Origin of the sequence: Natronomonas sp. CBA1123 (genome assembly GCF_009741925.1) — an archaeon.
In the GTDB taxonomy this organism is placed as follows: domain Archaea; phylum Halobacteriota; class Halobacteria; order Halobacteriales; family Haloarculaceae; genus Natronomonas.
Genome location: NZ_WPCC01000001.1, coordinates 263,565 through 275,267, shown reverse-complemented (window position 1 = coordinate 275,267; position 11,703 = coordinate 263,565). Strand labels below are relative to the sequence as shown.

At 65.7% G+C, this 11,703-nt stretch carries 19 protein-coding genes; 11 read left to right on the top strand and 8 right to left on the bottom strand.

Features of this window, described 5'->3' with window-relative positions; all coding sequences use genetic code 11:
- Window positions 1–246 (bottom strand): helix-turn-helix domain-containing protein (locus tag GJ631_RS01420; RefSeq protein WP_156707424.1); only part of this gene is annotated, 246 nt, incomplete at its 3' end.
- Window positions 247–362: 116 nt separating this feature from the next.
- Here GJ631_RS01420 and GJ631_RS01415 point away from each other — a divergent pair.
- From GJ631_RS01415 to GJ631_RS01400, 4 genes are all read left to right on the top strand, one after another.
- Window positions 363–776 (top strand): hypothetical protein, encoded by a 414-nt coding sequence (locus GJ631_RS01415; RefSeq protein WP_156707423.1) that lies wholly within the window; start codon window positions 363–365, stop codon window positions 774–776.
- 30 nt (window positions 777–806) lie between these two features.
- Window positions 807–1,205 (top strand): DUF2178 domain-containing protein, encoded by a 399-nt coding sequence (locus tag GJ631_RS01410; RefSeq protein WP_156707422.1) that lies wholly within the window; start codon window positions 807–809, stop codon window positions 1,203–1,205.
- The gene (locus GJ631_RS01405) at window positions 1,202–1,393 is read left to right on the top strand and encodes a helix-turn-helix transcriptional regulator (protein WP_156707421.1); all 192 of its coding nucleotides are present in this window, start codon (window positions 1,202–1,204) and stop codon (window positions 1,391–1,393) included. The genes GJ631_RS01410 and GJ631_RS01405 overlap by 4 nt, the downstream gene beginning before the upstream one ends.
- Window positions 1,394–1,463: 70 nt before the next feature.
- Window positions 1,464–1,919 (top strand): Hsp20/alpha crystallin family protein, encoded by a 456-nt coding sequence (locus GJ631_RS01400; RefSeq protein ID WP_156707420.1) that lies wholly within the window; start codon window positions 1,464–1,466, stop codon window positions 1,917–1,919.
- A 20-nt stretch (window positions 1,920–1,939) separates the two neighbouring features.
- Here GJ631_RS01400 and GJ631_RS01395 read toward each other — a convergent pair whose 3' ends face one another.
- Window positions 1,940–2,668, bottom strand: coding sequence for an SDR family NAD(P)-dependent oxidoreductase (locus tag GJ631_RS01395; protein ID WP_156707419.1), 729 nt, complete (start codon window positions 2,666–2,668; stop codon window positions 1,940–1,942).
- 112 nt (window positions 2,669–2,780) lie between these two features.
- Between GJ631_RS01395 and GJ631_RS01390 the strand changes: the two genes are divergently transcribed.
- Genes GJ631_RS01390 through GJ631_RS01380 form a run of 3 tightly spaced genes read left to right on the top strand, consistent with a single transcriptional unit; the run spans window position 2,781 to window position 4,586 of the window.
- Window positions 2,781–3,422, top strand: coding sequence for a hypothetical protein (locus GJ631_RS01390; protein WP_156707418.1), 642 nt, complete (start codon window positions 2,781–2,783; stop codon window positions 3,420–3,422).
- Window positions 3,422–4,096, top strand: a complete 675-nt coding sequence (locus GJ631_RS01385) for a metal-dependent hydrolase (RefSeq protein WP_156707417.1) — start codon at window positions 3,422–3,424, stop codon at window positions 4,094–4,096. Before GJ631_RS01390 ends, GJ631_RS01385 begins: the two co-directional genes overlap by 1 nt.
- Window positions 4,089–4,586 carry a GNAT family N-acetyltransferase gene (locus GJ631_RS01380; RefSeq protein WP_156707416.1) on the top strand — a complete coding sequence of 166 codons (498 nt, stop codon included), beginning with the start codon at window positions 4,089–4,091 and terminating at the stop codon, window positions 4,584–4,586. The genes GJ631_RS01385 and GJ631_RS01380 overlap by 8 nt, the downstream gene beginning before the upstream one ends.
- Here the strand turns inward: GJ631_RS01380 and GJ631_RS01375 are convergent.
- On the bottom strand, window positions 4,581–5,162 hold the full coding sequence (locus GJ631_RS01375; RefSeq protein ID WP_156707415.1) for a hypothetical protein: 582 nt from the start codon (window positions 5,160–5,162) through the stop codon (window positions 4,581–4,583). The two genes, GJ631_RS01380 and GJ631_RS01375, sit on opposite strands and share 6 nt — an antisense overlap.
- Before the next feature lie 57 nt (window positions 5,163–5,219).
- Complete coding sequence (locus GJ631_RS01370; protein WP_156707414.1) at window positions 5,220–6,056, bottom strand: TatD family hydrolase; 837 nt, start codon at window positions 6,054–6,056, stop codon at window positions 5,220–5,222.
- 149 nt (window positions 6,057–6,205) lie between these two features.
- Here GJ631_RS01370 and GJ631_RS01365 point away from each other — a divergent pair, with 149 nt between their 5' ends.
- Window positions 6,206–6,568: a hypothetical protein gene (locus GJ631_RS01365; protein ID WP_156707413.1), complete on the top strand. Its 363-nt coding sequence runs from the start codon at window positions 6,206–6,208 to the stop codon at window positions 6,566–6,568.
- 106 nt (window positions 6,569–6,674) lie between these two features.
- Here the strand turns inward: GJ631_RS01365 and GJ631_RS01360 are convergent, their stop codons facing one another.
- Window positions 6,675–7,115, bottom strand: a complete 441-nt coding sequence (locus tag GJ631_RS01360; RefSeq protein WP_156707412.1) for an NYN domain-containing protein — start codon at window positions 7,113–7,115, stop codon at window positions 6,675–6,677.
- Between the two features lie 86 nt (window positions 7,116–7,201).
- Here GJ631_RS01360 and gcvT point away from each other — a divergent pair, with 86 nt between their 5' ends.
- Window positions 7,202–8,287, top strand: coding sequence for a glycine cleavage system aminomethyltransferase GcvT (gene gcvT, locus GJ631_RS01355; protein WP_156707411.1), 1,086 nt, complete (start codon window positions 7,202–7,204; stop codon window positions 8,285–8,287).
- On the opposite strand, the gene GJ631_RS01350 is transcribed toward gcvT, so the two are convergent.
- Window positions 8,288–8,464, bottom strand: coding sequence for a hypothetical protein (locus tag GJ631_RS01350; protein WP_156707410.1), 177 nt, complete (start codon window positions 8,462–8,464; stop codon window positions 8,288–8,290).
- A 99-nt stretch (window positions 8,465–8,563) separates the two neighbouring features.
- Between GJ631_RS01350 and gcvH the strand changes: the two genes are divergently transcribed.
- Window positions 8,564–8,947: a glycine cleavage system protein GcvH gene (gene gcvH, locus GJ631_RS01345; protein ID WP_156707409.1), complete on the top strand. Its 384-nt coding sequence runs from the start codon at window positions 8,564–8,566 to the stop codon at window positions 8,945–8,947.
- Between the two features lie 97 nt (window positions 8,948–9,044).
- Complete coding sequence (locus GJ631_RS01340; protein WP_156707408.1) at window positions 9,045–9,998, top strand: phytoene/squalene synthase family protein; 954 nt, start codon at window positions 9,045–9,047, stop codon at window positions 9,996–9,998.
- 1 nt (window position 9,999) lies between these two features.
- Here GJ631_RS01340 and cruF read toward each other — a convergent pair whose 3' ends face one another.
- Entirely contained in the window at window positions 10,000–10,836 is an 837-nt protein-coding gene (gene cruF, locus GJ631_RS01335; RefSeq protein WP_156707407.1) for a bisanhydrobacterioruberin hydratase, read from the bottom strand.
- The gene (locus GJ631_RS01330; RefSeq protein ID WP_156707406.1) at window positions 10,829–11,701 is read right to left on the bottom strand and encodes a prenyltransferase; all 873 of its coding nucleotides are present in this window, start codon (window positions 11,699–11,701) and stop codon (window positions 10,829–10,831) included. The genes cruF and GJ631_RS01330 overlap by 8 nt, the downstream gene beginning before the upstream one ends.
- Window positions 11,702–11,703: the final 2 nt, after the last annotated feature.

The window sequence follows — 11,703 nt, the reverse complement described above, 5'->3', positions numbered from 1 at the left end:
GCCGCGGCGCTCGTCGACGGCGAGCAGCCCCTCGACGACTCGCCGAACGACGCCGATTCCCGGGTTCTCCCGGCGGCCGCTCTCGTAGTCGGAGACGACCGACGCCGAGACGCCGAGTTCGTCGGCGAGCGTCGTCTGTGCCACGTCGAACTCCTCGCGCCACTTCCGTATGGTCGCGCCGGGCTCTTCTGAGAGCGTCACCTCGCCGGCGATGCGCTCGGCGAGTTCCTCCCGTGGGTCGCGCATGCCCTGAGGGAGTAGACGGCGAGGCATAAGGCTGCCCGAAGGAAATAAGTGGGTGTGTAAAGTACGCTTTACTGTAAAGCGAGCTTTACGTAATACACGCTTTACACCCTCCACCCATGACAGCGAACACGTCCCCAACGACGAATCGGTCCTCCAGTCCACGCCGGTATCGAATCATCATGTACGGGTTTCTGGCCGTCGGGTTCGTCGGCTACATCGCCGGCCTTCGAGTAGATGCACCGCTGGCAGCCCTCGGTATCTACTGGGTCGGCTTCCTCGGATTCCTCGGCATCTGGAAGGGCAGTTCGGTCACGCTGTACGACGAACGACACGAAGCGCTTGAGGCACGAGCGACGAAACGAACCTTCGGTGTCGTCGGTGCGGTGTTGATACTCGTCGGGCCGGCACTGCCCGCGGTGATGGACGCTGGCTACGAGATACCGACGCTCGCACTCGGCGCACTGTACGGCTACGCGGCGATGTTCGGCGTCTACTCGGTTGCCTACGTCGCCGTTCGGCTCCGCTCGTAATCGACTGCAGTCACACCACCCCAATCAACAATGAGCTTGACAACGACACGATTCGACCCCGCGACGTTCAAACGCACGACGTTCGGAGTTACCCTGCTCGCTGCACTCGCCCTCGCTGGCGGGGTAGTCTTCGAGGCGCCGTTCGTCGGCATCGCCGTTTACGCGCTCGGCCTCCTCACGGTGTTCGCGTTACCGGCGGTTACCGACGCGCGCCTGTTCGACGAACGCGACGACGAAATCGCCCGGAAGGCCGCCGGGACGACGCTGACGCTGTTCGGCTGGCTGTCGGCCATCGTCTACCCCTCGCTGGTCGCGCTGTCGGCGACCGGACAGTTCTCGTGGGGACCGGCCAGCACCGCCGTCGCCTTCGCGACGGCCGCCGTCTACGCCGTCTACCTGCTCGCGCTCGGCTACCACCGATATCGATGAAAAACGACCTCAAGGAGCGCCGCGCCGACCGCGGCGAGAGCCAGGCGGACCTCGCGGCGGCCGTCGACGTGACCAGACAGACAATCAACGCCATCGAACGGGAACGGTACGACCCCTCCCTGGAGTTGGCCTTCGCCCTCGCCGAGCACTTCGACTGCGCTATCGAGGACATCTTCGAACCGGAGTGAGTGTTCTCACTCCCTGGGAACGGGGGTTCGGCTACATGCCGCTAGACGACCAATCGTCGTTCGAGAGACGATGACAACACGAATCAACCCCTTCACCGAGTTGGAACGCTTCTTCAACCAGCTGAGCGAGCAGTTCGACGACACGTCGCGAGAACTGGGGACAGCCGAACCGTTCAGTCGGCTGTCGCTCGGCGTCTCTCGGATGGCCGTCGATATCGTCGAACACGACGAGACGTTCGTCGTGACCGCCGACCTGCCGGGCTTCGACAGCGACGAGGTCGACGTTCAGGTGACGGACCACACGCTCCGTATCGACGCCGACCACGAGGAGACGACCGAAGCGGAATCCGAGGGCCGATACCTCCGGCGCGAACGCCGACGCGAATCGGTGAGCCGGTCGGTTCGGCTCCCGAGCGACGTCGACGCCGATGGCGTGACGGCCACGATGAACAACGGTGCGCTGACGGTCACGCTGCCGAAAGAAACCGCCGAGGACGCACACGAAATCGACATCGAAGTCGAGTGAACGACGACTGGAGCGGGCCTTCAGAAGGCGGTCCAGCCGCCGTCGACCGGGATGTTCGCCCCCGTAATGTATGACGCCCCGTCGGAGGCGAGAAACGCCGCCAGCGGCGCTATCTCTTCGGGGTCGGCCGCTCGCTCCATCGGTGTCCGGGCCTTGAGAAACTCGTAGAACCGCTCTTCGTCGAGGAGCTCGTCGGTCATCGGCGTCCGGACGAACCCCGGACAGATGCCGTTGACGCGAACGTTGTCGGCTGCGTAATCGACGGCGACCTGCTGTGTGAAGTTCACCACGCCGCCCTTCGACGCCGAGTAGGCGGCTGCTCCCTTCCCGCCGCGCAATCCGTAGATGGATTCGATGTTGATGATACAGCCCTCCGACTCGAGGAGATGCGGGAGCGCCGCTTTCGCGCCGTGCATCACGCCGCCGAGGTTCGTCTCGATGACGGTGCGCCACTCCTCGAGGCTCATAGCGTCGAGTTTCGACTCACTGCCGACGCCGGCGTTGTTCACCATGATGTCGAGTCCGCCGTGGTCGTCGGCGACGCCCGCCACCAGCGACTCGACTTGTTCGTACTCGCGGACGTTGCAGTGTCTGTACTCGGCCCCGATGGCGTCGGCGGTTTCCGTCCCGGCGTCGTCATCGACGTCGGCGACGACCACGTCCGCGCCCTGTTCGACGTACTCCGCTGCGATGGCCTTCCCGATACCCATCGACCCGCCCGTGACGATGGCTACGTCGTCGGATAGCATACTCGAAGTACGCTCGCGCGGCGTATAGCTACCGCTGGCGGTTCTCGGCGGATGGGAACGGCGTGTGCGCACAGCAACTACTGTTAAGCCCCACGAGCACTACGCCCCGGCAATGCCGCCGACTCTCGTCACCGTCGCCGTCGGCGTCCTCATCGGTGTCGCGCTGCTCGGCCCGGCCTTCGATTGGCGGTCGCTGGCCCTCGTCGCTCTCGCGGCCGCACTTCCGAACCTCGACGCTGCGGTCAGCCTCCTCGTCCCGGGCGTGACCAACGCCTTGCTACACTCCGCGTTCGTTCCGGCGGCCGCCGCCGTCGCGCTCTACTACGACACCGAACGTCGGGAGTCCTCGTGGCTCCGCGGGCGGTACGGCTGGTACGGCGTCCGCGTCGCGTGGGTCGCCGTCGCCGCCTACGCCGTCGCCGGCATCGGCCTCGATTTGTTCAACATCGACAGTGCCGCCGCGCTGTATCCGCTGTCGGACCGGTACTACTCGATTACGGGCAAACTCGTCCTCTCGACACAGGAGGGGGTCGTCCAGACGTACGTCGAGTGGGGCGACGGCTGGTTGGAAGTGGCCTCGCCCGGAACGACCGAAACCCACCACGTCGAGACGTGGCTCAATCCCTCCGCAGGGGCCGACGGCGACGTAGCGCGCCGCCTCCGGTTCGTCGACTCCGGGTGGCAACTCGTCGTCGTCATCATCGCGGCGGCCGCTGCGCCCGCGAAACGACTCCTCGACGGAGGAGGTGACTGATGCCCTCGACCGTTGTCCACGCCGCGGTGGCGTGCTGCCTCGCGGTCGGACTCCTCGGGGAGTTCTACGACCGGCGGGCGCTCGTGTTCGTCCTCGCGGTCGTCCTCGCACCCGAACTTGACACGTTCGCGGGATGGTTCCTCGACGGCGCCCACCGGGCGCTGTTGCACAACCTCGTGTTCACCGCCGTCGCAGTGCCGGTCCTGTTGTGGGACACGACGCGGGAGTCGTCGTGGCTCCGCGAGCGCTTCGGTGCCCGCGGCGTCCGTCTCGTGTGGGTCGGCCTGTTCGTCCACACCTTCGCTCACATGCTGTTCGATTGGTCACATCTCGACGGCATCAACCTCTTTTACCCGATTACGGACCGCTTCTTCAATCTCGACGGCGAGGCGTTCTTCTCGACGGCCGATGGGTTCACCCAGACGTTCATCGAGGTGACGACCGACCCCGAGACGGGCCAGCAGTCGGTCGACGCCGGACAGGGCGGGACGACCGGGAACACCCACGTCTCCAGCCCGGTCGACCCCTCGCCGGACCCCGAACCGCAGAACGTCGACCGCCGGGCGCCCATCGCGGTCCAGGGGTGGCAGCTGTATCTCATCGCCCTCGGTGCGTTCACGCTCGTCGCGAAGAAGCTACAGTCGCCGCTCCCGTCGAAACGGGACGATGACTGAGAAGCCGACCCTCCGGCCGTACGACCCCGAGGCCGACCGCGAGGCACTGTGGGAACTGAAACGGGCGTTCGAGACCGGACTCGGTGCCGAAGGCGGCGACGAGAAGGCCGCCACCTACGAGTCCAAACTCACCGACGAGTACCGACGCGAGTGGCTGGCGTGGGTCGACCGCTGTGTCGCCGACGACGAGCGCTGCGTGACGCTGGCGGTCGCTGACGGCGAGGCGGTCGGTTACGTCTTCGTCCTCCCCGAGCGACTCGCCTTCGTCTGGGACGCCGCCGTCGTCAACGAACTGTTCGTCGCCCCCGACTACCGCGGCAGCGGCGTCGCCGAGGCGCTGCTGGAGGCCGCCGTCGGCCTCGCGACCGAACAGGACCTCCCGCTCGACAGACTGTTGCTCGACGTGGACCCGGCCAACGAGCGGGCCTACGCCTTCTACGAGAAGTTGGGGTTCGAACCGTGGGGCGAAATCGTCGCCCGGGAGCTATAGGCCGCCGGTGTCGTCCTCGGCGGTGACCGAGGCGATGGCGCCGCCGATGGCGCCGAAGACGACCGGGTAGACGATGCCGGCGAGGATGATTGCAGGCAGGAGGTCGGGTTGACCGCTCGCGCCGCCGGCCTCGACGCGGAACAGGAACGCGCCGACTATCGAGAGTATCAGATACCCCGGGACGACGAGCGCGCCGGCGATGGCGCCGTCGTTGATGTCTGTGACGCCCTGATATCGCCCGATAGCGAGGCCGGAGGCCAGTATCAACGCGACCGGAATGACGTAGAGGAGGGCGGTGAAGCCGTTCTCGCCGCCGATGAAGCTCGTCGTGTCGGTCCCGAAGAAGCCGGCGTCGATGACCGTCTCGGCGAAGTGGGAGTTGAAGAACACCCAGCCGACGAGTTCGTACGTTGCGTCACCGTCGCCGAACGCCTGGGCGAACTGGTTCAGCCCCGACTCGCGGAGGTCGGAACTCACCAACAGGTACGTGAACACGTATCCGAGGACCCACGCGGCGACACCCGCGAGGGCACCGGGGACCAGTGGAAGGCTGTCAGCATCGATGTTGGACGACATATCAGTTCTTCCGACACGCCGCTGTATGAATAAATTTGTGGCCTCCTGAAGGACGGACTACTGGAGTGTCGCCTCGGTGTCGACGCCGTAGACGCGAGCGGGCGTCTCGACGTGGGCCCGGTAGAGTGCCTCGGAGTGGCCCTCCTCGGCGAGCCACTCGGTGCGTCTGGGGACGGTCTTCGGCCCCATGACCGCGCCCGGGCGGTCGGGGTCGTCGATGAAGTCCGTCTCCATGAAGAAGGGCCAGTCGCCGCCACAGGCCCGTTCGAGTTCGTCCTTGTCGCAGATGACGCTCGGAATTGGCCCCTCGACGTGGCCGTTCGAGTAGTGTTTGACCACCTGTTCGCGTGGCAGTCCCTCGGCTTCGGCCCACTCCGCCACTTCCGTGAAGTCCTCGCCGCCTTCGGTGTGCAGTTGGACGGCACAGCCGACCTCGGCGCCGCGGGCGAAGGCGTGACACATTACGTCGTTGGAGGCCGCCCAGACCGCGTCGCTGGTGTCGTAGTGCGGCCGGCCGGACTTGATGGCCAGCGCCGGCCCTTCGGCGACGTACTCGGCGGCTACGTCGATGCCGGTCTTCATCAACTCGGCGGCCGCCTCGGCGTCGTAGCCGCGGTCGACGAGCTGGGATATCAACGCCGGATGGACCCCGAGGACGGGCCAGGCTTTCCCGGGGAGTATCTCGTCGGCCTTCTCTGTCACCTCGACGGTCAGGTCGAACGTCTCCCGGAACCCATCGGCGTCGTCGACCTCGCCGACGAGGTGCCACGATGGTTTGTTCAGGACGTTCAGATGCGTACCGCCGACCTCGGCGAACTCCGCGGCGGCCTCGGCGCCGCGACCGTTCACCGGGTCGAGATGGAGGTGATTGTCGAGAATCGGGCCGTCGTACATGGGCGTACGTTGTACTGGGGTCGGCAAAAGGGGTGCGCTCTGTACGAAGAACGTACACAGCAGATAGCCACTGTTCGTCTCAGTCTGCCAGTGACGAGACGTTTCAATCACCCTCTATTTTAAATATTCTTCCGAGAGTGGTTCGTGTTATGGTCTCCTGTTCGAAGAACGAAATCAACGCTATCCGCGAGGAGGGGAAGGATTCCGTTCGGGTGATTGCGGAATACGACGATGCGGGCTACGACGTGCAGTACGTCCGCGACGATGTGGAGGCGAAGATGCAGACGGTCGCAGAGGAGATACACGACGAACTCGTCATTCAGGGGATGGGCCGGGAGTACCTCGAAGAGTTATTCCAGGCCGGCGACCTCCACTGCTCGGTCCACCGATTCGACGAGGTGACCGCCTTTCACTTCATCGAGGAACAGTTCACGGGGCTGTTCGTGAGTATCGATTCGGACGCGGATATCCCTCTCGCTACGTTTACCGACACGTGTCGGGACGCACTCTGAGCGGAATCGGTCACCACGCACGTCTATCGTCCACTTGTTTTAGCACTCCACGTCAGAAAGCACCTACCGGCCGACGGGGACCGAACCCTGCCCAACAGGTCCGAGTTCACTCCAGCGTAATTTCGTCGTGGGCGGCGTTCCGGAGGGCATCGGAGCGACCGTACGTTCCGGGCGCGACGGCGACCGTCCGGAGGCCGCGTTTCGACGCCGTCTCCAAGACTGGCTTGAAATCGGTGTCCCGGGAGACGACGACGACCGTGTCGATTTGCTCGGCGACGGTGGCCTCGACGGCGTCGACGGCGAGTTTCACGTCCACGTCGCCGCTGGTCGTCACCACTTCGAACCCCCGTGCCTCGGCGGCCTGAATCAGCCCGCCGGTGGCGTTCTCGTCGACGTAGACGCGGGCGAGTGCGACCGTCCCCTCCCCGCGGGCGATGTTCCGGAGTTCGTCGAGGTCGACGTCGAACTCCTCGCGGAACACGTTCGGCCCGTCGACGAAGATACCGACGCGGGTCGAGCGGGGGCGAAGGCGGTCGAGCAGTCCCATGACGGCCTCTCCGCGACCGGCGGTGAAATCGGTGTTGGTCGGCGGCGAGGGGAACTTCTTACTCCCCGGCCGACGAGGTATCGGGCATGTCCCTTCGAACGCCGCCGCTCGGCGAGGCACACGCCGCGGCGGAGGCGAAACTGACCGAGTTCGGTGGCTGGGAGATGCCCGTCGAGTTCGACTCCATCACCGTCGAACACGAGGCCGTCCGCGAGTCCGCGGGCAAGTTCGACGTCTCGCACATGGGCGAAATCGAATTGTCCGGCCCCGATTCGACCGAACTGATGAACCGCCTGACCACCAACGACGTCTCGGCGCTCGACCCCGGTGACGCCCAGTACTCGGCCATCACCGACGAGGACGGTGACATCATCGACGACACCGTCGTCTATCGCCTGCCCGAGGCCGACGACGCGGCGTTCCTCTTCATCCCCAACGCGGGCCACGACGAGGACGCCCACGACCGCTGGGTCGAGCACCGTGAGGAGTGGGGCCTCGACGCCACCGTCGAGAACGCGACCACGGAGTACGGCATGATAGCGCTGCAGGGCCCCGATGCGCTCTCGTTGCTCGGCGAGCTGTGTGAGGCTCCCGAGGACATCTCGCGGTTCACCGTCGCCCACCGCGACGTGGCGGGCGTCGACTGTCTCGTCGCTCGGACGGGCTACACCGGCGAGGACGGCGTCGAGTTGCTGTTCGATGCCGACGACTCCGAGGCCGTCTGGTCGGCACTGGAGTGTCAGCCCTGCGGGCTTGGCGCGCGCGACACGCTCCGACTGGAGGCGGGCTTTCTCCTCTCCGGGCAAGACTTCCACATCGAAGACAATCCGCGGAACCCCTACGAGGCGGACATCGGCTTCGTCGTCGACCTCGATACGGAGTTCGTCGGCCGCGAGGCGCTCGCGGCTGCCGCGGAGTCCGGCGTCGAGGAGAAACTGGTCGGCTTCCGCCTCCAGGAACGCGGCATCGCGCGTCACGGCTACGACCTCGCCGTTGACGGCGAGGTCGTCGGCACCGTCTCGAGCGGGACGATGAGTCCGACGCTGGGCGACGCCATCGGTCTCGGTTACGTCCCAACCGAGTACGCCGACCCCGGGACCGAACTCGACGTGTTGGTCCGGGGTCGTGAGAAACGAGCGGAAGTCGAGGAACTGCCGTTTTACGGTCGCTGATTACCGCATTTCTTCGAGCGACCGAACGGTGTCGGACATCAGCCACGCGGTCTCGCTGTCGGGGTCCTCGATGGAGAGTGCGAAGAACGACTCGCGGCCCTCGTCGACGGTAATCCGGTATCCGCGCCCCACCAAGCCGTCGGAGTCGTCGGTGGCGTCGGATTCTGGGGTGTTCACGCTCGGGCCTCAGGGACGACGAAAAATAACGGGCACGGTTCCGGCCGCGAACCGCGCTGAGTCGATACCACTACATTCCCCACCACAGATACGACACCTATGAGCTTCGACGTACCAGACGACTGTCGATATCTGGAGAGCCACGAGTGGGTCCGCCGCGACGGCGACACCGCACATATCGGCATCACGGATTTCGCACAGGACGAACTCGGTGACGTGGTGTTCGTCGAGTTGCCCGAGGTCGGCGAGTCTGTCGAGAAAGACGCCGAGTTCGGCGTCATCGAGTCCATCAAGGCCGTTTCGGACCTGTATGCGCCTGTCTCCGGCGACGTGGTTTCGGTCAACGAGGACCTCTTCGACGCGCCGGAACTCGTCAACGAGGACCCCTTCGGCGACGGCTGGATGCTGGAGGTCGACCTCGACGACGAGTCGGAACTCGAGGCGCTGTTGTCACCAGCCGAGTACGACGACCAGATAGCCTGAACCGGGAATCCGGGCAAAACCCCACACGCACTGCCGCTTTCTTTCAATCCGCGTACAAACACATAAGGTGGTTCCTGCCGTATGAAACACGTACCGAATGGTCGACGACACCCAGCTTGCAGAGAGCAAGTCCATCCACAGAGCGACTGGGAAGACCTTCTATTACGCGACGAAGTTGCTGCCCGAGCGGGTCCGTCACGCGACGTACGTGCTGTATGCCTTCTTCCGAGTCGCCGACGAGGTTGTCGACAATCCCGAAGGAATGTCGCCCGACGAACAGCGCCGCCGCCTCGAAGAGATTCGTGAAGCGGCGCTCGGCCGCGAGCCGACCGACGACCCCGTCCTGTCGGCGTTCTCCGAACTCCGGGAATCCCACGACATCCCCGACGAGGAGGTCGACGTGTTCATCGACGCGATGTGTGCCGACATCGAGACCTCCCGCTACGACACCTACGAGGAACTCGAAGCGTACATGCGCGGGTCGGCGTCCGCCGTCGGCGTCATGATGACGCTCATCATGGAGTGTGAGGACCCGGACACCGCGATTCCACACGCCCGGACCCTCGGCGAGGCGTTCCAGCTCACCAACTTCATCCGCGACGTGGGCGAGGACATCGCCGACCGCGACCGCATCTACCTCCCCCGAGAGACACTGGACGAACACGGTGCCGACCCCGCCGACATCGAAGCACGACGGTTCACCGACGAAATCGGTGCGGCCATCGAACACGAACTCCGGCGTGCGGAGGGGCTGTACCGCGAGGGCGTCGCCGGCATCCAGTATCTGCCACGGGACTGCCAACTACCGGTCCTGACGGCGGCCGTCCTCTATGCCGACCACCACCGACTGGTGCGACAGCGGGGCTACGACACCGTCACCGAGACGCCGTCGCTGTCGACGTGGCGGAAACTCTTGTTGGTCGCACGCACCCGGTGGCACTGGTTCTGGAGCAAGGACCCCGAGACGGTGTTCGCGAAGGTGAGCGTCGTTCCGTCGGCGGCCGACCACCGCACCGAGCGCCGGCCGAACGAGCCCTTCCCGACGCGATAGCTCACCGCTCGGGGAAGTCGAAGCGGTCCGTTTTCCACAGTGCGTAGCCGTACCCCACCGCCAGCGCCGCGGGAATCCAGTTGCCGAAGTAGGCGTTGATGCCGCCCCACAAGATGACGAAGCTCACGAGGTCGTCGAGCATGAACCGACAGGACTCCAGCCGAGCGAGGACGGCGTTTCGGTCGAGGGCGTAATCGAGGACGGCGACGGCAACGATGGCCGACAGCAGCCACCCAGCGTAGTTCGACCACGGGACGCCGTAGTAGAGGCCACCGGCGTCGTAGGCCCAGAAACCCACCGAGACGGCCGCGGGGTCGAGGACGAGGTCCATGCCGATGACGGCGGCGACGACGACCGGCACCCGGAGGGCGACTCGTCGGGCGGCGTCGCCGAGGAGCAACAGACACAGCAGGTAGGCGTTGCCGACGAGCGGGAGGAAAAACAGCGGTAGTGCAACCGGAATCCCGCCGAGCATCGGCCCCAAATCGACGCCGTACTGGAAGGCGCCGTAGGGGAATCCAGTCGTGATGCCGACGTACTCGATGGCATAGGTGTAGCCACACAGCGCGGCGAGACCGGCGGCGGCCTTTCGGGTCAACACCGGCGCGAGGCCGGCGACCAGCGGCAGTCGCATCACCGCGACGCCGAACAGCAGGAAGTAGGGGTTGAAACTGAGCGGCTCCGGGAGCAGGCCCTCGGCGGAGGCGAGCAGCGTCACCGCCCCGAGCGCTGGGAAGACGACGGCGATGGTGAACCGGTTCTCGTCGACGAGTTCGTCGAGACGGCGCTCGAGGTGCCCTCGGGGCGGCATCTCGAAGTCGGTGACGGCCTCACGCATACAGCATCACCCACAGCGCCGCGAGCGTCAGCACCATCCCGGCGGCCGTATTCAGCGCCGGGAACCACCAGTAAGCGCGGTCGACGGCCACGTCGGCGGCGACGATGCCGGCGACGAAGACGGGATAAACGCCGAGGACGGCGGCGAAGAACGGATGGACCGTCGCGAAGACGGCGGCCGCGGCGAGCCAGCAGGCCGCACAGTAGGCGTAGGTTCGTGACTCCCCGAGGTACGTCGCCGTCGTCTCGATGCCGGCCTCGCGGTCCGGTTCGATGTCGGGAATCGCCGAGAAGGTGTGCATGCCCATCGCCCACAGCCAGCCCCCGACGACGGCGGCGAGCGGTGGCGCACTCCCGGCGACGGCAGCGTAGGCCACGACGCCCGGCAGGACGTAGAGGCCGTTCGACAGCGAGTCGAGAAACGGCGTTGTCTTGAACCGCAACGGTGGGGCGCTGTACTCGACGGCCAACAACAGAAAGCCGACCATCGCGACCGCGCCGGCGGTCGGAAGTGTGGGGAGGAACAGGAGGCCGGCCAGTCCCGTCAGCACGACGAGGGCGGGCACCAGTCGGTCGCCCTGATAGCGCACCTCGCGGTCGTCCTTCTTCGGGTTCGCCTCGTCGATGTCGGCGTCGAAGACGTCGTTGACGCCGTAGAGGAACACGTTCGCCGGCAACAGGAAATACGCGAACAGGGCGACCGAAAGGAGGCCGAACAGCTCCGCTGGCGCCTCGGCGGCGTAGGCGACGCCGACGATGACGGGTCCGGCGAGGTAGAACCAAAAGCGGGGCCGCGACATCCGAAGGACGTAGCCGCTCGGCGTCGCCTCGCTCGGCAGCACACGGTCGATTGCGTGGTCCGTCATGG

Coding starts and splice junctions, on each gene's coding strand:
- GJ631_RS01365 (WP_156707413.1), top strand. CDS start 6,206: ATGGTCTCCTGTTCGAAGAACGAAATCAACGCTATCCGCGAGGAGGGG.
- gcvT (WP_156707411.1), top strand. CDS start 7,202: ATGTCCCTTCGAACGCCGCCGCTCGGCGAGGCACACGCCGCGGCGGAG.
- gcvH (WP_156707409.1), top strand. CDS start 8,564: ATGAGCTTCGACGTACCAGACGACTGTCGATATCTGGAGAGCCACGAG.
- cruF (WP_156707407.1), bottom strand. CDS start 10,836: ATGCGTGAGGCCGTCACCGACTTCGAGATGCCGCCCCGAGGGCACCTC.
- GJ631_RS01410 (WP_156707422.1), top strand. CDS start 807: ATGAGCTTGACAACGACACGATTCGACCCCGCGACGTTCAAACGCACG.
- GJ631_RS01415 (WP_156707423.1), top strand. CDS start 363: ATGACAGCGAACACGTCCCCAACGACGAATCGGTCCTCCAGTCCACGC.
- GJ631_RS01340 (WP_156707408.1), top strand. CDS start 9,045: ATGGTCGACGACACCCAGCTTGCAGAGAGCAAGTCCATCCACAGAGCG.
- GJ631_RS01375 (WP_156707415.1), bottom strand. CDS start 5,162: ATGTCGTCCAACATCGATGCTGACAGCCTTCCACTGGTCCCCGGTGCC.
- GJ631_RS01360 (WP_156707412.1), bottom strand. CDS start 7,115: ATGGGACTGCTCGACCGCCTTCGCCCCCGCTCGACCCGCGTCGGTATC.
- GJ631_RS01380 (WP_156707416.1), top strand. CDS start 4,089: ATGACTGAGAAGCCGACCCTCCGGCCGTACGACCCCGAGGCCGACCGC.
- GJ631_RS01330 (WP_156707406.1), bottom strand. CDS start 11,701: ATGACGGACCACGCAATCGACCGTGTGCTGCCGAGCGAGGCGACGCCG.
- GJ631_RS01370 (WP_156707414.1), bottom strand. CDS start 6,056: ATGTACGACGGCCCGATTCTCGACAATCACCTCCATCTCGACCCGGTG.
- GJ631_RS01385 (WP_156707417.1), top strand. CDS start 3,422: ATGCCCTCGACCGTTGTCCACGCCGCGGTGGCGTGCTGCCTCGCGGTC.
- GJ631_RS01400 (WP_156707420.1), top strand. CDS start 1,464: ATGACAACACGAATCAACCCCTTCACCGAGTTGGAACGCTTCTTCAAC.
- GJ631_RS01405 (WP_156707421.1), top strand. CDS start 1,202: ATGAAAAACGACCTCAAGGAGCGCCGCGCCGACCGCGGCGAGAGCCAG.
- GJ631_RS01390 (WP_156707418.1), top strand. CDS start 2,781: ATGCCGCCGACTCTCGTCACCGTCGCCGTCGGCGTCCTCATCGGTGTC.
- GJ631_RS01395 (WP_156707419.1), bottom strand. CDS start 2,668: ATGCTATCCGACGACGTAGCCATCGTCACGGGCGGGTCGATGGGTATC.